Source organism: Treponema pedis, assembly GCF_017161325.1.
GTDB lineage: Bacteria > Spirochaetota > Spirochaetia > Treponematales > Treponemataceae > Treponema_B > Treponema_B pedis.
This window is the reverse complement of record NZ_CP045670.1, coordinates 1,833,970-1,852,847: the sequence shown is the minus strand read 5'-3', so window position 1 is coordinate 1,852,847 and position 18,878 is coordinate 1,833,970. Positions and strand designations below refer to the sequence as shown.

At 36.8% G+C, this 18,878-nt stretch carries 16 protein-coding genes, 1 tRNA gene and 1 pseudogene; 15 read left to right on the top strand and 3 right to left on the bottom strand.

All coding sequences use genetic code 11. From position 1 onward, the window contains the following. Window positions 1-617 precede the first annotated feature (617 nt). From DYQ05_RS08510 to DYQ05_RS08485, 7 genes are all read left to right on the top strand, one after another. Complete coding sequence (locus DYQ05_RS08510) at window positions 618-998, top strand: hypothetical protein (protein WP_024465503.1); 381 nt, start codon at window positions 618-620, stop codon at window positions 996-998. 377 nt (window positions 999-1,375) lie between these two features. Continuing rightward, window positions 1,376-2,305 (top strand): hypothetical protein, encoded by a 930-nt coding sequence (locus DYQ05_RS08505; RefSeq protein ID WP_206183259.1) that lies wholly within the window; start codon window positions 1,376-1,378, stop codon window positions 2,303-2,305. 102 nt (window positions 2,306-2,407) lie between these two features. Continuing rightward, window positions 2,408-3,295: a carbon-nitrogen hydrolase family protein gene (locus DYQ05_RS08500; protein WP_206183258.1), complete on the top strand. Its 888-nt coding sequence runs from the start codon at window positions 2,408-2,410 to the stop codon at window positions 3,293-3,295. Window positions 3,296-3,641: 346 nt separating this feature from the next. Further along, complete coding sequence (locus DYQ05_RS13965) at window positions 3,642-3,968, top strand: ATP-binding cassette domain-containing protein (protein ID WP_252723317.1); 327 nt, start codon at window positions 3,642-3,644, stop codon at window positions 3,966-3,968. Beyond that, window positions 3,962-4,576, top strand: a complete 615-nt coding sequence (locus DYQ05_RS13960) for an ATP-binding cassette domain-containing protein (protein WP_353934596.1) — start codon at window positions 3,962-3,964, stop codon at window positions 4,574-4,576. Before DYQ05_RS13965 ends, DYQ05_RS13960 begins: the two co-directional genes overlap by 7 nt. A 13-nt stretch (window positions 4,577-4,589) precedes the next feature. Next, complete coding sequence (locus DYQ05_RS08490; protein WP_020965577.1) at window positions 4,590-5,363, top strand: hypothetical protein; 774 nt, start codon at window positions 4,590-4,592, stop codon at window positions 5,361-5,363. A gap of 183 nt (window positions 5,364-5,546) precedes the next feature. Continuing rightward, window positions 5,547-6,242: an aspartate/glutamate racemase family protein gene (locus DYQ05_RS08485; protein WP_024467636.1), complete on the top strand. Its 696-nt coding sequence runs from the start codon at window positions 5,547-5,549 to the stop codon at window positions 6,240-6,242. Between the two features lie 109 nt (window positions 6,243-6,351). Here the strand turns inward: DYQ05_RS08485 and gap are convergent. Both gap and DYQ05_RS08475 read right to left on the bottom strand, forming a co-directional pair. After that, window positions 6,352-7,402: pseudogene (gene gap / locus DYQ05_RS08480) on the bottom strand (type I glyceraldehyde-3-phosphate dehydrogenase). A gap of 118 nt (window positions 7,403-7,520) precedes the next feature. Further along, a complete protein-coding gene (locus DYQ05_RS08475; RefSeq protein ID WP_020965574.1) occupies window positions 7,521-7,937 on the bottom strand; it encodes a bacteriohemerythrin in 417 nt (138 codons plus the stop codon). Window positions 7,938-8,061: 124 nt separating this feature from the next. Here DYQ05_RS08475 and DYQ05_RS08470 point away from each other — a divergent pair. After that, window positions 8,062-8,133: transfer RNA gene (locus DYQ05_RS08470), tRNA-Gly, on the top strand. Here the strand turns inward: DYQ05_RS08470 and DYQ05_RS08465 are convergent. Continuing rightward, the gene (locus DYQ05_RS08465) at window positions 8,133-9,575 is read right to left on the bottom strand and encodes a PALP domain-containing protein (protein WP_206183257.1); all 1,443 of its coding nucleotides are present in this window, start codon (window positions 9,573-9,575) and stop codon (window positions 8,133-8,135) included. The two genes, DYQ05_RS08470 and DYQ05_RS08465, sit on opposite strands and share 1 nt — an antisense overlap. 227 nt (window positions 9,576-9,802) lie before the next feature. Here DYQ05_RS08465 and DYQ05_RS08460 point away from each other — a divergent pair, with 227 nt between their 5' ends. The 7 genes from DYQ05_RS08460 (at window position 9,803) to DYQ05_RS08430 (ending at window position 18,826) form a co-directional block, all read left to right on the top strand. Further along, a complete protein-coding gene (locus tag DYQ05_RS08460) occupies window positions 9,803-10,333 on the top strand; it encodes an adenine phosphoribosyltransferase (protein WP_020965572.1) in 531 nt (176 codons plus the stop codon). Window positions 10,334-10,480: 147 nt separating this feature from the next. After that, window positions 10,481-12,256, top strand: coding sequence for a V-type ATP synthase subunit A (locus tag DYQ05_RS08455; RefSeq protein ID WP_020965571.1), 1,776 nt, complete (start codon window positions 10,481-10,483; stop codon window positions 12,254-12,256). After that, window positions 12,253-13,548, top strand: a complete 1,296-nt coding sequence (locus tag DYQ05_RS08450; protein WP_020965570.1) for a V-type ATP synthase subunit B — start codon at window positions 12,253-12,255, stop codon at window positions 13,546-13,548. The genes DYQ05_RS08455 and DYQ05_RS08450 overlap by 4 nt, the downstream gene beginning before the upstream one ends. An 11-nt stretch (window positions 13,549-13,559) precedes the next feature. Beyond that, window positions 13,560-14,171 carry a V-type ATP synthase subunit D gene (locus tag DYQ05_RS08445; RefSeq protein ID WP_020965569.1) on the top strand — a complete coding sequence of 204 codons (612 nt, stop codon included), beginning with the start codon at window positions 13,560-13,562 and terminating at the stop codon, window positions 14,169-14,171. A 3-nt stretch (window positions 14,172-14,174) separates the two neighbouring features. After that, window positions 14,175-16,058, top strand: a complete 1,884-nt coding sequence (locus tag DYQ05_RS08440; RefSeq protein ID WP_206183256.1) for a V-type ATP synthase subunit I — start codon at window positions 14,175-14,177, stop codon at window positions 16,056-16,058. Between the two features lie 15 nt (window positions 16,059-16,073). Beyond that, window positions 16,074-16,502, top strand: a complete 429-nt coding sequence (locus DYQ05_RS08435) for an ATP synthase subunit K (RefSeq protein ID WP_024465489.1) — start codon at window positions 16,074-16,076, stop codon at window positions 16,500-16,502. Window positions 16,503-16,657: 155 nt separating this feature from the next. Beyond that, on the top strand, window positions 16,658-18,826 hold the full coding sequence (locus tag DYQ05_RS08430; protein WP_206183255.1) for a methyl-accepting chemotaxis protein: 2,169 nt from the start codon (window positions 16,658-16,660) through the stop codon (window positions 18,824-18,826). Window positions 18,827-18,878: the final 52 nt, after the last annotated feature.

Below are 18,878 nucleotides of genomic sequence, written 5' to 3'. Positions count from 1 at the left end.
AACTGAATCAGGCTCGTTTCTTATTTGTAGGAACAAATTTTCTTTTCATGAACGGAAATATTTTACTTGAACTCGTCACAGAAAAATTTAAATGGTTTTTGAAAATGAAAGCTCTTGTGTTTTATTATGGTCTTTACTTTTGCGTATTTCTAGTGCTTTGTTTAAAGTAAAAAATTGATTTTTAGTTTTTTTAAGGAGTGAAATAGAAACGTCTGTTTTAGTGTTTCACGCTAATGAAAAGAATTGCTGGGCAGTAGTGTTAAATTTAAAACTGTTTTCAGAAATGGCGTTAAGGTTCGTAAAGTAAAAATCAATTTTTTAAGTTTTATTTTTGTGTTGGAACCATTCATTTTGCTTGGTTAAAAAAAACATGTAGTTTGAATTTTTAATATTTTTCCTTGAAAAGAATAAAAAAATATAAAATGACACATAGATAAGAGACAAAATATAAAATGACACTTGACAAATAAGAAAAAGCATGGTACAATTTTACCGTAGGATAATTTAATATCCGCAAGTTTATTCATATGAGGAGGATAAGTTTATGAAAAAAAAAATTAGCATTACTTTTTGGGGCTTTGATTTGTTTTAGTATATTTTCGTGTGCTGGCGGGATAGTGAATGTACCTTTCGTTATAAGTGTTTACATCGAAAAAGAGGATGGTACTAGATTTACAGAAAATGAAGTTAGTTTACTCACATTGAATTCAAATGGCAGCATATATACCGATAAGTGTGATGAAAATAATATGCCGATATACAAAGATGGTGGTTTTCGAATACAATATGAGTTAGGCTATGCTCGTTCTATGCGGAAGATAAAGGAAATAGAAAATTCTTGGAAAAAAAAGATGAATGAGTTTTGGTTTATGATTGATGGTACATCGATTGGTTATGAAGTGTTTACGATGAAACCTTTAGGGGAAAACTATGTCATATCATCAGAACCGAAAGAATCAAAAATAACGTATATCATAAAGCTAAAAAAGAAGTTGTAGTGTAGGTTTGAAGTTACCAAGTCTAACTAAATGTTAGGCTTGGTAATGGTTTTATGTATGGAAAGACAAAATGTAAAAATAGTGGTTATGCAAAAATATTAAATTAGACGCTGAAAAAATTAAAATTTTTAAGATGAGTTTCAATATTTGATAATATTTTGCTGACTTGAAATTTTATATTTTTTCATGTAAAATAAAATAGTAACCGCAAGAAAAGCGGCTATACGGCAAAAGGTATAACAACCGTTTCAAGCTGACATTTCCTTTGTCATGAAAATTGCTTATAATTTGGATGCAATTTTCACGCCAAGCCTACGGCACGGAAATGCAGCTTAAGCGAATGTTATGACGACACCTAACGGAGCGAGGAGAAAAGAATGAGAAAAGTAGCATTGGTGATTGTTTTATTTTTTTCAGTTAATTGCCTGTTTTCTGAAGAGAACAAATATTTTTTTTATATTCCGTCAACTGAAGAAATGCAGGGTTATTTTAATATGAAGAATTACCTTTCACAATGGGATGCCGGCAAACGTGTAGTAGATGATTTAACTTTCGATAAAATATATCGAAATAATATTGGAAAAGAAACGATCAATAGTCTACTACTTGAAAGTTTTTTTAGAAATACACGAAATGCCAAGATACAACAGCAATTAAAACAATATATAAAATCAAATAAAATTGACTCATCATTTTCAAAAGCAATGGTAAAGAAAATTGATTCAAAATTAGAAAAACAAAAGACATCAGAAAAAGAAGTATGGAGATATAATTATGATGATAAAGAATTTGATGAGAATATAAATTTATTCAATTTTAGAGAAGCGGGTGTGTTTAATAATAAACTCGGTATACTGCTCTTCGATAATGACTGGAATCAAATTTCTTTTAGTAAAAAAGAAAAGACTTCCGAAGATAAATTTTTTCTGATTTACGGCGGCGGTACAAACTCAATAACAATTAATTTCTATGAGAAAAATGGAGTAAAGAGAGAAGATTTGGATATTGCGATGAACCAAGGATATTATAAAAATAGACATCCAAATAATTGGCAGTCAATAGAGTTGGAGCGTGAAGGAATTTTATGGAATTGTGGAGCCGATAAATATATTATTGCTTTCGGCAGTGACCCGGAAAGTAATTCGGCAACCTTTAATGCATATCTTTATGATGAAAAAGAAAAAAGATTATATTTGATGAGTACATCAATGAATTTTTCAAAGATTAATATGTTTTATTCTGAAAGATATAGAATATATAATTATTTACTTTTCAATTCATTGTTTTGTTTTATAAATAAAAAATAATCGGTTCTACCCCCGCTTCAACCTGACATTGCGGAGGAGCCTGCAAATGCAGGTTAAGCGAGAAGTTGGTTTGACAAGATTTGATACAACAAGGAAAAACAAATGTCTAAAATTAAAATTGCTTTACTGCAATTAATGCCGGGAAAATCTCTTCAAGAAAATACGCATATCGGTATGGAAGCTTGTCGCAAGGCAAAAATATTCGGTGCCGATATTGCATTGTTTCCGGAAATGTGGAGTATCGGTTATGAATTAACCGAATCTATTAGTGAAGTAAAAAGCAAAGCAATTGATAAGAATGATAAATTTATTCGCTCATTTTCTGATTTAGCGAAAGAATTACAAATAGCAATAGGCATTACATTTCTTGAAAAGTATGAACATTTGCCTAGAAATAGTATCTGTATGTTTGATAGGTTCGGAAAGGAAGTATATACCTATGCAAAAGTACATACTTGCGATTTTGGAGAAGAAAAAGTTTTACAGGCAGGTAATGATTTCTATGTATCTGAATTAGATACCTTAAACGGCATTATCAAGATAGGTTCTATGATTTGTTATGATAGAGAATTTCCGGAAAGTGCAAGAATCTTAATGCTTAAAGGGGCTGAAATAATACTTGTTCCAAATGCATGTCCGATGGAAATTAATCGAATTTCACAACTTCGGGCAAGAGCATTTGAAAATATGGTAGGTATTGCAACAGTTAATTATCCGAAAGGAAAGCCTGATTGCAATGGTCATTCTACCGCATTTGACGGAATAGCATATAAGCCTACTGAACCATGTTCTAGAGATACATTAATTATCGAAGCCGGTGAAGAAGAAGGAATATATCCAGCTGTATTTGATATAGATGAATTAAGGAATTATAGAGAAAGAGAAGTTCATGGTAATGCATATAGACAACCGAATAAATATGGAATCTTAGTTTCCGAAGAAAAACATGAGCCGTTTATTCGTAAAGATTATAGGAGGTTAGCAAACTAACACCCGCTTCAACCTGATAATTCCTTTTGGCAGGAGTTACAGGTTAAGCGTATGTTGGATTAACATGCCTAAGGCATGCAGGTATGGAGTCAATCTTGCTTAGATTGCTTCATTGAAATTTTATTTTTTTTGATGTATAAAACTTGACAGCTAAATTTTTGTGCGGTATATTATTTTATAAGGAGGAGAAATACATATATATGAAAAAATCACAATTTAATTTTGTATATCCGTCATATCCGAATATGATTGTAATATGAGTGGAAAATGCCAATCTATAATAAAAATTTAAATGATATCTATACACAATGGTGTAGAAAAAAAATAGACAAAAGGAGATACATAAATGAGCACACCAATTCTTTCGATTGAAAAACTGAACAAAACCTTTTTACATGGAAAAGTGCAAGCGTTAAAGAACTGTTCTCTTAATGTTTCAAAAAACAGTATTACAGGACTTTTAGGTATGAACGGAGCCGGCAAAACTACACTAATAAAATGTGTTGCCAACCTTCTAATTCCATGTAGCGGTAATATTTATTTTGAAAACGAGAATCCGTTAAAAAAAACGGAGATTGTAACAAATAATATTTCCGTATTGCTTGACGGCGGCAGAAATTTATTTTGGTATATGACAGTTGAGGAAAAATATAAAAATATTTTTCACTGTTAAAAAACTCGAATAAATTTGATAAAATTCGTTTTGCAAAAATTGCAGAATATTTAGAATTAGGCACTATACTAAAAAAACAATTACATCAACTGTCATTCGGTATGAAACAACGTGCAAATATCGCTGTTGCGCTTATGTCGCCGGCACAGCTATTAATTTTTGATGAACCGACAACAGGCTTAGATATTAAGTTTCAGGCAGAGTTAGAGCACTTAATAGTAGATATCAATAAAGAATTCGGTGTTAGCATTTTATTAAGTTCGCACGATATGGAATTTGTAAAAAGGACTTGTACCGACTGTATTTTAATTCATGAAGGGCAAACATTAAAGCAGGGCTCAATGCAAGAGTTTATATCGTTGTTTGAAACGAGCCGTTATGAAGTTATGTTATACGAACCTCTTACTGATGATGTAAAAAAAGAGTTATACAATAACTTTAACATTACTGAAATGAATGACACAAGTTTTAGTATTTTCTGGAACAACAATAATGAGCTTAATGAAATGTTTTCAAAACTAAACGGCTTTGGCATAAAGGTAAAAATGTTAAATTCGGAAAATACATTACGTGCATCAATTATGCAATTAATAAATAATAATAAATAGGAGGAAAACTGAGATGAGAATTCTAAAAAACATTTATGCGTCGATTTATAAAGAAATGATTTATTACAAGCGAACGCTTGTGAATACTATCATTTCAATGATTTTGTTTTATGCGATTTTCTTCTTGTTATGGAATGGTATCAAAATTGCATCCGGTTCGGTTTTGGCATTTGGCGCTGATAGGATAGGCATACTCATTGGGTATTATTCTTGGACAATGATTCTTTCAGTATACACCTCTGTCGGCTATATAATTGCAAAGAATCGTGACACAGGCATATTAGAAAACATGATTATAAATAGCAATAATTTTACATTTTTGCTTATCATTGAAAGTATGGTCAGTACGCTTTTATATTGTATTTTTTCTTGGGTTAATATTTTTGTATTTTCGTTAATTTCAGGCAGCCATATTTATTTCAGAATTTTTTCAACTACGTATGTACTTATTGTCGGCTTAATTTCAGTGCTTGGCATAAGCCTATTTATTGCGGGGATTACAATCATATTCAAAAAAGCAAGTGCAATTTTATCAATTTTTCAGTTCATATTTTTAGCGGTTCTTTTTATCCCGGCAAATTTTGTTGCACGTTTGCTTTTACCTTTTATCCAAGCAAATGAAATGCTTAAAATTGTTTTTGAGCAAGGTATTTCCGTCATACGGATATCTCCTGAAAAACATTTACTCTTATGGGCAAACGCTGCATTGTATTTAATCTGCGGAATTGTTGTATTTAATCTCTGCATAAAAAGCGCAAAGAGAAAAGGCTATTTACGCTTTTTTTAAAGTAATCTTAAGCAAATGCAAGTTAAGCGAATGTTATATCGACGCCCCGCCTGTGCACGGGAGTAAAAAGTATGAAGAAAAACTGTTATTTGGTTTATTAATGAAAAATTTTTGTCGATAATTTTGATGTAACATATTGTGAAAAAGAAAAAACATATAAATCAAAATTATCGGGAGGCTGCTATGAAAACAATTGGGCTGATTGGCGGTATGAGTTGGGAATCAACGGTTCCATATTACGAAATAATTAATAAAGGAATAAACAAAACACTCGGAAAGAATCACTCTGCTAAATGTATTGTTTATTCTGTTGATTTTCAGGAAATTGAGGAATTACAATATTCCGGCGATTGGGAACAATTAAATAAAATAATTATAAAAGCCGGATTATCTTTGAAAGCGGCCGGTGCCGATTTTATTGTATTATGTACAAATACAATGCATAAAGTTGTAGATAATTTCGAATCCGCTGTAGGTTTGCCGTTAATTCATATTGCCGATGCAATCGGTGAAACTATTACAAAAATGGGGATAAAAAAGATTGGTTTATTGGGTACTATTTTTACCATGGAACAGGACTTCTATAAAGAAAAACTTATCAATAAATATAATTTGGAAGTTGTGATTCCTAATAAAGATAATCGGCACATAATTAACGACATCATTTATAAAGAGTTGGTAAAAGGAATCATTAATGAGTCATCAAAAGAAAAGTATCTTAGAATAATGGATACAATGAAAAACGAACATATCCAAGGAATAATCCTCGGATGTACGGAAATCGGTTTATTGGTAAATCAATACTCACTTCCGCTATTCGATTCAACTAAAATTCATGCCGAAAAAGCCGTTGAAGTAATGTTAAATAAAGTCGTTTAAGCCCCTCAATCCGATAATATGCTGAACATGTACACGGTTTTCGTAACCGGCAATACGTCAAGCCGTACTGCCGGTTTAAAACACAAGTTAAGCGACAAGCGGCTTTTACTTATTTTGTAATAAATTTAAGTAAGTCGATTACCCTGTTTGAATAACCCCATTCGTTATCGTACCAGGAAACCAATTTAAAAAACCTTTTTTCGCCCGGCAAGTTGTTTTGCAAGGTTGCTTTGCTGTCATAAATTGAAGAGCGTTCATCGTGAATAATATCGGTTGAAACGATTTCTTCGGTGCAATATCCTAAAAATACCTTTCATATAAGATTCGGAAGCCTTTTTCATTGCAGCATCTATTTCTTCTATGGAAGTATCTTTTTCCGTTCTGATTGTAAGATCAACTACGGAGCCGGTAGGAGTTGGAACCCTAAAAGACATGCCTGTAAGTTTTCCTTTAGTTGAAGGGAGAACCTCGCCTACAGCCTTTGCGGCACCTGTGGTAGACGGAATAATATTTATTGCAGCAGCTCTTCCTCCCCTCCAATCCTTTAGGGAAACACCGTCAACCGTTTTTTGAGTTGCCGTATAAGAGTGAATTGTAGTCATCAATCCCGTTTCTATTCCGAAGCCTTCTTTTAATAAAACATGAACTACAGGAGCCAAACAGTTGGTAGTACAGCTTGCATTTGAAACTACATGATGTTCGTTTGCTTTGTACTCGTTTTCGTTTACACCCATAACAAAGGTTTTAATGGGCTTTGCCGGGTCCTTGCTTTTTCCCGGTGCGGTAATAATAACTTTTTTTGCACCGGCTTCTATGTGCTGATAAGCATTTTCATTTGTATAAATACCCGTACTTTCAATTACGGCTTCCACACCTAAATCCTTCCACGGAAGTTGAGCGGGCGTTAAACCCTTCCCTGAAATACATTTAATCTTATGTCCGTTTACGACAAGGACATCGGCACCGTCAGTACCGATATTTGCATTCATCTTACCCTGTACGGAATCATATTTTAACTGATATGCAAAATATTCCGCATCGGTGGAAAGGTCGACAACTGCAACAACATCGAATTTGTCTTTTCCCAGCAAATTCTGATTTACCAAGGCTTGAAAAACAAGTCTTCCGATTCTTCCGAATCCGTTAATAGCAATCTTCATAAAATAACTCCTGTTCTTATATGATAAATTGATATTATCTAAAATTTTACTGTATGTCAATTAAGCTGAAACAAAAATTTCGCTTCGTTTTATACTATGGGAATTTTTGTTTAAAAATTTATCCTTTTACCGAAAAATAATAACGGGACATTTCCTTGTCATCTATCAATATATGATTAAACAGCCAGTCGCGCAAAAAACGCACGAAAGTGTTGGGAACAAACTGTTTACCCTTTGTATAAGCGCTTACTGACGCCAAGACTTCTTTTATAAAAAACTCATGCTTTTGTTTATGCTCTTTCAATTTAGGATAATTAATTGATTCCATTATTTTTTCTTCATCTTTAAAATGAACTAAGACGTACTCAACCATTTCTTTCATTACATCTTTAAATTTCTCATCAACCTCTTCTTTTCCGCTGCTTGTACAGGCCTTGTATAACTCATTCATCAAATCTACCAAATGCTTATGCTGTTTATCGACATGCTGAATTCCGACATCGTAATTTGCGTCCCATGAAATAAAATCACTCATTATAAATCTCCATAATAGTTATTATATATAAAAACGCTATTTATTACTACCGGTATATAATAATTTACCGGGCCTTGCTTTTTTCTTTAAATTTAAGTATTATAAATAAACTTTAACTGTTATTGCGGATGTCGTATAACGGCTATTACCCCAGCTTCCCAAGCTGGAGACGGGGGTTCGACTCCCCTCATCCGCTTATTCTTCAATAATATCAAAAAGGTGTTTTTTAAAATCGGAATAAGAAGCTTTTATATTTACAGCCTTGCTTTCCGTAAACGGAAGACTTTCAAGTCTATCGGGCAGCGAAGGAGGCCTTCCTACGGCGGTTTTCATAATTTCGGTGAATTTTGCAGGGTGAGAAGTTTGAAGAATCAGTCCTATTAAATTGGTCTTTGATGAAGAATGAAACCATGTTTTTATGCCGCCTGTAAAAACGCTTCCGTATTGTGCCGGTACTCCTGCCTGAAAATCATCATCGACTGACTTTAAACGAGCCGAGTTTAAGGCTCCGTGATAAATATCTATCCAAGCCTTCCATGCCATACCTCCGTAAGGGTCTATTATATAACCGGTTTTATCGTTACAGTGCGTTACGGCTTCAATAGTAGTTTCATCATCAAAACAATACGGAATAATAAGTTTTTTTAAATCTTCAATATCGTATAATGCCGTCATACGTTTAAAATTGATTAAATTGGACTCATCAAGCTCCGGAGTATTTGTTTCTATTTTCGCTTTTGAATTAAAACCGCCTGAAATAAGTAAATCCGTCAAACAATGGTTGATATTTTCCGCACAAATAAAACCGGAAATCGGCGCTCCCATTTTCTTTGCAATAAGACCTGCCGTAAGAGCCGAAAAACTGCCTGAAGGAACGGAGGCGATAATTTCGGGTTTTTCTATTTTGTTGTCATAACCGCACCTATATAAGACTGCAAGAGAAGAATAAATAAAAAACGCTATTTTCGGAATTAAAGAGGCGGAATTTAAAGCTCCGGAGGGGATAAGCTTAAACCGCTTTTTAACTTTGATATCACAAAGAGCTTTATTAACAATAGCTTCGCAATCTTCAAGACGGCCTTCCACTGAAAAACAATATACATTTTTAGGACTGCAAGCAAGCTGCCTTTCCTGAATTTCGGTAAGGGAATTTTTAGGGTATAAAATTACAGCATTTACGCCTTTAACTTTTGAAACTGCGGCACTTATTGCACAAGCTCTTTCGCCGGAGGCTGCGGCAAGCAAATTAACGGGAGTCTTTTCAGCCGCATTAAAATACTCCAAAAGATAAGCCGAAAAACCGGCACTTATATCCTTATAATTACAGGTGGCTCCGTGGAAAAGCTCGAGGATATATGTAGTCTGTGCAATAGGCGTTATAGGAATTTTATACGGATAAAATTGGGCTATAACGGACATTAAATCATTATCAGGTATTTCACTTCCGCAAAACATCTTTGCAACTTCAAAAACTATATCTCGAAAAGACGGAGGCGGGTTACGGTAAATCATAGAAGGGCTTAATTTATCAATTTGTGAAGGCATAAATACGCCGCCCGTATCGGCATTAAACCCTTCAATAACAGCCCTTTTAAAAGAAACTTGAATACTCTTATCGTTTATATCATAAAAAAACATTCCGCCGCAAATCCAAACAATTATTATATATATCTTTATACATGATAAACAATAATTTGTCAACCGAGAAGCTGAAAGCTATTGACCTGCAATTTTCCATAAAAATTTTTATTTTTTAAAAATTCCCAAGGCCTTATTCATTCATACGGTAAAATTACAGACAATTTGACATAAAATGCTTTATACATTCTTGACCATTATAAAAATAAAGATTAAAATATCGTAATATGAAAGACAAAATTATTGATGCCGCCATTAGGCGTATTCCTGATTTCCCAAAAAAAGGAATACTGTTTTATGATATAACAGGCATTTTGGTTAATCCTAAGGTTTTCGGTTATTGTTTGGATAAAATGACCGAAATGTACAAAAATGAAAAAATAGATGCCGTTGCGGCAATTGAAGCTCGCGGGTTTATCTTTGCGGCACCCTTTGCGGACAGAATGGGAATCCCGTTAATTCTCATACGTAAAAAAGGAAAACTGCCGGGAGAAACTTATTCATGCTCCTATAAACTTGAATACGGCGAAGCCGCCGTGGAAGTACATAAAAGCGATGTAATTAAGGGGCAAAATATTCTTTTACTCGACGACTTAATTGCAACGGGCGGAACCTTAAATGCTGCCCGCACAATTTTGGAAGAAGGAGGCGCAAAGGTTGCAGGTTTTTTAGGTGTGGTAGGTCTTCCGTTTTTAAATTACAGTCAAGTTTTGGGAAACACGCCTGTCAAAACCCTTATCGAGTACGACAGCGAATAAAATCTATAAATAAAGGTTTTAAATATTGATTATTCCGCCGTCTTACTCTTGCAGATTTTTGATTTATATGATAAAATAGCGGTATTAAGTGTATAGAATATTTCTTGAGAGTATTTTTAATACCTCAATATCATTTGGAGTTATAGTATGACTAAAACAAAAGGAAAAGTAGTCGGAATTAACGGTAACATGATAAGCGTTAAATTTGAAGGCTTGGTTACCCTTAATGAAGTAGGCTATGTAGAAGTAGGTTCAAAAAAACTGAAAAGCGAGGTTATCCGAATCAGAGGAGACATTGCACAGCTTCAGGTTTTTGAAATTACAAAAGGTATTCGCGTAGGCGATGAAGTAGAATTTACCGGCGACCTCCTCTCAGTAGAGTTGGGACCGGGTCTTTTAGGTCAGGTATATGACGGTTTACAAAACCCGCTTCCGGAACTTGCAGAACAGGCAGGTTATTTTTTGGAAAGAGGTATTTACTTAAATGCTCTTTCACGAGGAAAAAAATGGAAGTTTACACCGCTTGCAAAAGCGGGCGATAAACTGGTAAGAGGCGATATTTTAGGAACCGTTCCCGAAGGAAGTTTTACCCACCGCATTATGCTCCCCTTTGATATGTACGGAAACTATACTCTAAAATCGATAAAAAATGAAGGGGAATATTCCGTAGATGAAACAATTGCGGAAGTTGCCGACGAGCGCGGAAACGTAAAGCCCTTAACAATGAGTTTCCGATGGCCGGTAAAACGCGCAATCGACTGTTATGCGGAGAGATTAAAGCCTACCGAAACACTCGTTACAAAAATGCGCACTATGGACACCTTTTTCCCCGTGGCAAAGGGCGGAACCTATTGTATTCCGGGGCCTTTCGGAGCGGGTAAAACGGTTTTACAGCATGCGACCAGCCGAAACGCCGATGTTGACATTGTTATAATAGCCGCTTGCGGAGAGCGTGCAGGCGAAGTTGTAGAAACACTTAAAGAATTCCCCGAGCTTAAAGACCCAAAAACCGGAAGAACCCTTATGGAGCGTACCGTTATTATCTGTAACACCTCTTCCATGCCCGTTGCGGCGAGAGAAGCGTCGGTTTATACGGGCGTAACCTTAGCCGAATATTACAGACAAATGGGCTTGGACGTTCTTCTTCTTGCGGATTCTACAAGCCGCTGGGCTCAAGCCTTGCGCGAAATGTCGGGACGCTTGGAAGAAATACCCGGTGAAGAAGCCTTCCCCGCATATTTGGAATCCTACATTGCAGCCTTTTACGAAAGAGCGGGTATTGTCCGCCTAAAGGACGGCTCAAAAGGCTCGGTTACTATAGGCGGCACGGTATCTCCTGCGGGAGGTAACTTTGAAGAGCCTGTAACTCAGGCAACGCTCAAGGTTGTAGGAGCCTTCCATGGGCTTTCAAGAGAGCGCTCCGATGCAAGAAAATACCCTGCAATTCACCCGCTCGATTCATGGTCGAAGTACCCGAGCGTTTTACCCAAAGAACAGGTAAGCTACGGAAGAAGCTTTTTAAGACGCGGTACTGAAGTCGAGCAGATGATGAAGGTTGTAGGTGAAGAAGGAACAAGTATAGAAGATTTTATCATTTACTTAAAAGGAGACTTACTTGATTCCGTTTATTTACAGCAAAACTCCTTCGATAAGGTAGACGATGCGGTTTCGGTAGAACGGCAACAGCATATCTACAATATCTTAATGGAAATTTTAGGTTCTTCGTTTAAATTTATTTCAAAAGACGAAGCACGCTCTTATTTCAGTAAGCTAAGACTTTTATTTATCGACTATAACTACTCGCCGTGGGATTCTTCCGAATTTAAAACAAATGAAACGAATCTTAAAAATCTCATTGCGGAAAAAGCTGAAGGCTTGGACGAACAGGCTAAAAAATTATTGCAGGCAGGCGGTGTAAGATGAAAAAGGTATACAGTAAAATTGAATCCATTAACGGCTCCGTTATTACGGTAAAAGCCGAAGACGTTACATACGGAGAATTGGCGGAAGTTCAAACCCGTTTCGGTACCTCTCTTGCCGAAGTAAATAAACTTGACGGAGGCTTGGTTTCCTTGCAGGTTTTTGCAGGCGGACGCGGTGTTTCCACAGGCGATGAGGTGCGCTTTTTGGGAAAAGAAATGCAAATCAGCTTTTCGGACGATATTTTGGGTCGTATTTTTACAGGTTCGGGTAATCCGCGGGATTCGGGGCCTGCACTTAAAGAAAATATGATTCCGATAGGAGGTCCCTCCGTAAACCCCTCAAAACGTATTTTGGCACAGCGTATGATTAGAACCGGTATTCCTATGATTGACGTTTTTAATACTCTGGTCGTTTCGCAAAAGCTGCCTATTTTTTCGAGCTCGGGAGAACCTTACAACGAACTTTTAGCCCGTATTGCTATGCAGGCGGAAGTAGATGTTATCATCTTAGGCGGAATGGGCTTAAAATATGATGACTACCTTTATTTTAAAGACACGCTTGAAGAAGCGGGCGCTTTAAGCCGCACCGCTATGTTCGTTCACACGGCGGCGGACCCGACGGTTGAATGCTTAATGATTCCTGATATGTGCCTTGCGGCGGCTGAAAAATTTGCAATTGCGGGTAAAAACGTTTTGGTACTTTTAACCGATATGACGAACTTTGCCGACGCAATGAAAGAAATCGCCATTACGCAGGAACAGGTTCCGTCAAACCGAGGATATCCCGGAGACCTTTACAGTCAGCTTGCCGCCAGATATGAAAAAGCGGTAGACTTTGACGATGCGGGCTCGGTTACGATTTTGGCGGTTACTACAATGCCGGGCGACGATGTAACGCACCCTGTTCCCGACAACACGGGCTACATTACCGAAGGACAATTTTATCTTAAAAACGGAAGAATCGAGCCTTTCGGAAGCCTTTCGCGTTTAAAGCAAAACGTAAACGGAAAAACCCGCGACGACCACCGCGCTTTAATGGATAATATGATTAAATTATACGCTTCTTATAAAGACACTCTGGAGAAAAAATCCATGGGCTTTATGATGAGCGAATGGGACGAAAAACTTTTAAAATACGGCAAAAAATTCGAAGCCGGAATGATGGATTTATCGGTAAACATTCCTTTGGAAGAAGCCTTAAACTTAGGCTGGAAAATTCTTGCCGATTGTTTCAGACGCGAAGAAACCGGTATTAAATCGGATTTGGTAAATAAATACTGGCCTGAAAATTAAAGGACGCTTTTATGGCTATAAAACTTACTAAAAACGAGCTGAAAAATCAAAAAGAATCTCTTAAAATGTACAGAAGATACTTGCCGACTTTACAGCTTAAAAAGCAGCAGCTTCAAACCGAAATACGCACTATTGAGGCAAGAGCAAAGGAAGTAAGACTCCACCGCGATGCCTTAAATAAGGAATTTGAAGAATGGCTTGCCGTTTTCGGTGAAACGGGAGTTTTCGACTCTTCTATGGTTAAAATAAAAGAAGTAAAAACCTCCACAGGAAACATTGCAGGTGTAAGCATTCCAGTTTTTTCCGGTGCGGAGTTTGAAAGAACAAAATACGACCTATATTCCAAACCGCTTTGGGTAGATACCTCTTGCGAAAAAATGCAGGACGTTCTTTCGCTTGATTTGGAAGCGAAAGTCTTGGACGAGCAGGTACGCCTTTTACACCACGAACTGAGAACTACAACTCAGCGGGTAAACCTGTTTGAAAAGGTAAAAATCCCGGAAACAAGGACAAATATTAAAAAAATTACCGTTTATCTAGGCGACCAGCAGGTAGCGGCTGTAGTACGCGGTAAAATTTCTAAAAAGAACCTTGAAAAAGGGCATAAAACGGAAGAGGTTTAAAATATGATAGTACCGATGAAAAAAATAACGCTTTTGGTTTTAAAAACCGAACAGCGTAAAGCATTAAAAGATTTACGGAAACTCGGGCTCGTTCATGTTGAAGAAAAACCTGCAAACGGAACCCTTATAAACGAACTTAAGAGTGAAAAAAACGATTTAACCATTGCAAAAAGCCTTTTAACCGAATACTTGCCCAAAAAAAGGGAAAAAGACTTTACGGAGCCTTCTCTTTTAAATGAAGAAGACGCTTTAAAATTTGTCTACTCCGTATTGGATTTGACTTCTTCATATAAAAACAATGTGGAAGAATTGGGAAGATTAAAATCGGAACTTGCCTTATATAAAACTTGGGGGGATTTTTCCGCAAACGAATTTAAAGAACTTTCGGAAAAAGGTATTTATCTTTTCCCCGCTTCCGTTTCGGAAAAATCATATATGGCAATGCCTAAAACAATCCGTACGATTTTTTTAAGCAATATAAAAAAGACGGTGCAGTTTTTAATTTGGGCGGAAACCGGGGAAATACCGGAGGACTTACCGAAAGATGTTCTTCCGTTAAAAATGCCTGAAAGTTCTACAAGAGAACTTAAGGAAAAAGCCGCAACCCTTATAACTAAAATTGAGGCTTATAAGGCTGAAATGACCAAGATGTCCGCTTACTTAAATTCGGTAGAAGCTTTGGATAAAATCGTAACCAAAAAACTCGAATTTGAAACGGTTTATGACGGAATGTCCGTTATTCCTCTTAATGAAGATTCCGAAAACTCAAGCGATAAACCTTTAAGCCTCGTTTGGCTTACAGGTTATGTTCCGAAGGAGCAGGAAAAGCAGGTTACGGAGCTTGCTAAAAATAAATCGTGGGCTTATATTTTGCAGGAGCCTGAAGAAGATGACCCCGTTCCTACAAAACTTAAACACAATAAAATAGTGGGCTTGATTTCACCTCTTACCGACTTTTTGGGAACTGTTCCGGGCTATAATGAGCCGGATATTTCGCTTTGGTTTTTACTCTTTTTCGGTATTTTCTTTGCAATGATTTTCGGCGACGGAGGATACGGTCTTTTAGTTGTAATTATGTCGTCATTTATGATATTAAAAGCCAAATTTGCAAAAAAGAAAGTTGATGTTTCCTTAGCTATGATGATGTATTTAGGCATAATGACCGTAATTTGGGGAGTACTTACCTGTTCGTGGTTCGGAGCGCCTCCTAAATTATTACCTTCATTTTTAAAGGATATTGCCGTATACGGCATTTCTTCAATGGAAGAAGACGGAATACGTAATAAAAATATCATGCATATTTCCTTTACGATAGGAGTAATACATTTATCCATTGCTCACCTTATCGGAATAGTAAGAAACAGAAAATCTTTAAAATTACTTGCCGAGGTAGGTTCTCTCGGAATGCTGATAGGAATGTATTTTGCCATATTAAGCATAATAATAAGTTCCGAAAAATATCCGATTACTTCGGCTGTAGTATGGTGCATTGCAATAGGTTTTGTTCTTAACTTTATCTTTGCAAATTATAACGGCAGTATCGGAGAATCGATTTTGCAAGCTTTTGGAAATATGATAAGTATGGTTTTAGGAGTCGTAAACGTTTTTGCCGATATCATGAGTTATATAAGACTTTGGGCTGTAGGTCTTGCAGGAGCCGCTATAAGTATGACGGTTAACACAATGGCAGGACCCATGCTGGGCAGTTTTATTATTTTTATAGGAATTATCCTTTTGGTATTCGGACACGGCTTAAACTGTGTTATGAACCTTCTTTCGGTAATAGTACACGGAGTCCGTTTAAATACAATGGAATTTTCAACCCATGTCGGCTTGACTTGGTCAGGCTTTAAATATATGCCTTTTTCCGAATCGGAAACGGCTTAAAAATAGGAGTTATATATGAATTTTGGTATGTTTGGAATTGCGGCGGTTTTAGGTATTTCTGCTGTAGGTTCTGCAATTGGTTTGGCAATCGCAGGAATGGGAACAATCGGGGCATGGAAACGATGTTACATGAATAATAAGCCGGCGCCCTTTCTTATGCTCACCTATGCCGGTGCACCGTTAACACAGACAATTTACGGATTCATCTTAATGTTGGCCATGAAAGGAAAGGTTGAAACATTGGACCCGTGGTTTTTGTTCGGTTTGGGCGTAGTATGCGGTTGCGGTATTGCAGGTTCCGCAATTGCTCAAGGAAAGGCTTCGGCAGCGGCCGCCGATTCTTTCGGAGAAACAGGCAAGGGATTTGCCCAATATCTAATGATTGTAGGTCTTTGTGAAACCGTTGCTCTTTTCGTTATGGGCTTCGGCATGGCAATGATGTAAATAAAATTAAAATACCGATATATACTTATATATCGGTATTTTTAAATAACAACAAGATTTAAAACGTAAATAACAATCTAAAAAATACAACCGATAAATTTTTCTGTAGTGTACCTCTTTATTGGTGTATCCGTGTTATTAAAAAGGAGTCATATATGAAAAGTGAAAATAAAATTATAGCTGCACCGGAATCGGATAAACCCACTTCCAAAACAAAAAAAATAAACAGAAAAAAACGTTTTTCAATTAGGAAAAAACTTTTAATTATTTTCGGTTTATTGGTTGTATCCGCAATTTTATTGCTCGGTTTACTGGCTTTCGGCACGGCAAAAAAAGCCGTTACAGAAAAAGTCGAAACGCAGTTATCCGAAAAAGCTGACGATATTGCGGAACTTATTGATGCAAGAATCAATTCTTTTTTTCAATTTTTGGAAGGTATAGCGCGCGCACCCGTACTCACTGACCCCTCCGTTTCATACCTTGAAAAAATGAAACTTCTTAAAGCCGAGTCGGCCTTTCACAGTGAAATATTGGAATTGGACATAGCCGATTTAAAGGGAAACAGACATATAAGTGACGGCAGCGTTATAGCCGTAAGCGACAGAGATTGGTTTAAGGCGGCCTCAAAAGGCAGAGACTTTTTTTCCGAACCCCTCGTTTCGCGTATACATAAGGGTAAAATAATAGCGGTATTTGCCGTTCCCGTTTTGGACAAGGACAGAAATGTTATCGCTGTATTGGCTGCAAATGTCGAAGGCTCATGGCTTTCCGAAAATATTGCGGATATAGTTGTAGGAAAATCCGGCTATTGCGGCATTTTGGGTTTGACGGGCACTACGATTGCTCATAAGGATAGCGAGAGAGTCAGCTCTCAGGAAAACATATTGGAAACGGCCCAATATAATGAAACGCTTACCTCCATTGCAGCCTTTTTAAGTAAGGCGCTAAACTCTAAAGAAACGGATATAGGTTATTATCAATTTAGAGGTATAGAAACTATCGCATCACATGCTAAAATAAAAACAACAAACTGGACTATAATTTTAAATGCTCCGTTAGATGAATTTATGGGAACCATTGCATCTCTTAGAAGATATATGTACAGTGTAGGAGCAATAATTTTAATTTCAACCTTGGTTATTATGTTTTTTACCGCAAGCGCAATTGTAAAACCCGTTTCCGTAGTAGTATCCGCATTAAAAAATATTGCACAGGGAGACGGTGATTTAACGGTACGCTTACCGCTTATCGGCAATGACGAGGTTACGGAATTATCCGAATATTTTAACCAGACGATAAGTAAAATAGCTTCTTCAATAAGAACCGTCGATGAAAATGCAAATGCTATGGAATCAATCGGGGAAGAGCTTGCAAGCAATATGACGGAGACGGCAAGCTCAATTCATCAAATAAGTTCAAATATTGAAGGTGTAAAACAGCAAGCTCTGACACAGGCGGCAAGCGTTACTGAAACCGCAGCCACGGTAGAAGAAATTATACGCACAATAAAATCTCTTAACACCAGTATAGAACAACAATCTGCAAGCGTAGCGGAATCTTCTTCAGCGGTGGAAGAAATGGTTGCAAACATCGCTTCAATTACGGAAACCTTGGAAAAAACCGATGATGTAATAAAAACTCTTGCTTCCGCTACCGCAGACGGAAAAGAAACCGTTGCGGCTTCAAATAGCGTTACACAAAAAATAGCCGAAGAATCAGGCAGCCTTTTGGAAGCTTCAAGCGTTATTCAGCATATTGCAAGCCAAACCAATCTTTTAGCAATGAATGCAGCTATAGAAGCCGCTCATGCAGGAGATGCGGGTAAGGGCTTTGCCGTTGTAGCGGACGAAATACGTAAACTTGCCGAAGAATCAAGCGCCCAAGGAAAAACCATAACGGCAACTTTAAAATCGCTTTCGGGAGAAATAGACGGACTTTCAGCTTCCGCAAAAACGGCGGAAGAAAAATTCAATGTAATTTTCGGTTTATCCGACCAGGTAAAAACGATGAGTAACCGTCTGATGGAAGCTATGCAAGAACAGGAAAACGGCAGCCGTGAAGTATTAATTGCAATTAAGGACATAAATGCCGTTACATCGCAAGTAAGCGACGGTTCTACGGAAATGCTGCACGGAGGAGAAAATGTTGCTGGAGAAATGCAAAAGCTGGACGGATTAACCCGTATTATTACCGACAGTATGAACGAAATGGCGGCAGGAGCAATACAAATAAGCAACGCAATACAGGAAGTAAACGAAATAACACAAAGAAATAAAAACAGTATTGAAAACTTAGCCAAAGAAGTAAGAAAATTTAAAGTATAATTATGGGATAACGCCTTATACGTAAGCCTTAAAACGCCGACCTCTTTTTATA

Coding starts and splice junctions, on each gene's coding strand:
- DYQ05_RS08505 (WP_206183259.1), top strand. CDS start 1,376: ATGAGAAAAGTAGCATTGGTGATTGTTTTATTTTTTTCAGTTAATTGC.
- DYQ05_RS08500 (WP_206183258.1), top strand. CDS start 2,408: ATGTCTAAAATTAAAATTGCTTTACTGCAATTAATGCCGGGAAAATCT.
- DYQ05_RS13965 (WP_252723317.1), top strand. CDS start 3,642: ATGAGCACACCAATTCTTTCGATTGAAAAACTGAACAAAACCTTTTTA.
- DYQ05_RS08490 (WP_020965577.1), top strand. CDS start 4,590: ATGAGAATTCTAAAAAACATTTATGCGTCGATTTATAAAGAAATGATT.
- DYQ05_RS08485 (WP_024467636.1), top strand. CDS start 5,547: ATGAAAACAATTGGGCTGATTGGCGGTATGAGTTGGGAATCAACGGTT.
- DYQ05_RS08475 (WP_020965574.1), bottom strand. CDS start 7,937: ATGAGTGATTTTATTTCATGGGACGCAAATTACGATGTCGGAATTCAG.
- DYQ05_RS08465 (WP_206183257.1), bottom strand. CDS start 9,575: ATGTTTTTTTATGATATAAACGATAAGAGTATTCAAGTTTCTTTTAAA.
- DYQ05_RS08460 (WP_020965572.1), top strand. CDS start 9,803: ATGAAAGACAAAATTATTGATGCCGCCATTAGGCGTATTCCTGATTTC.
- DYQ05_RS08455 (WP_020965571.1), top strand. CDS start 10,481: ATGACTAAAACAAAAGGAAAAGTAGTCGGAATTAACGGTAACATGATA.
- DYQ05_RS08450 (WP_020965570.1), top strand. CDS start 12,253: ATGAAAAAGGTATACAGTAAAATTGAATCCATTAACGGCTCCGTTATT.
- DYQ05_RS08445 (WP_020965569.1), top strand. CDS start 13,560: ATGGCTATAAAACTTACTAAAAACGAGCTGAAAAATCAAAAAGAATCT.
- DYQ05_RS08440 (WP_206183256.1), top strand. CDS start 14,175: ATGATAGTACCGATGAAAAAAATAACGCTTTTGGTTTTAAAAACCGAA.
- DYQ05_RS08435 (WP_024465489.1), top strand. CDS start 16,074: ATGAATTTTGGTATGTTTGGAATTGCGGCGGTTTTAGGTATTTCTGCT.
- DYQ05_RS08430 (WP_206183255.1), top strand. CDS start 16,658: ATGAAAAGTGAAAATAAAATTATAGCTGCACCGGAATCGGATAAACCC.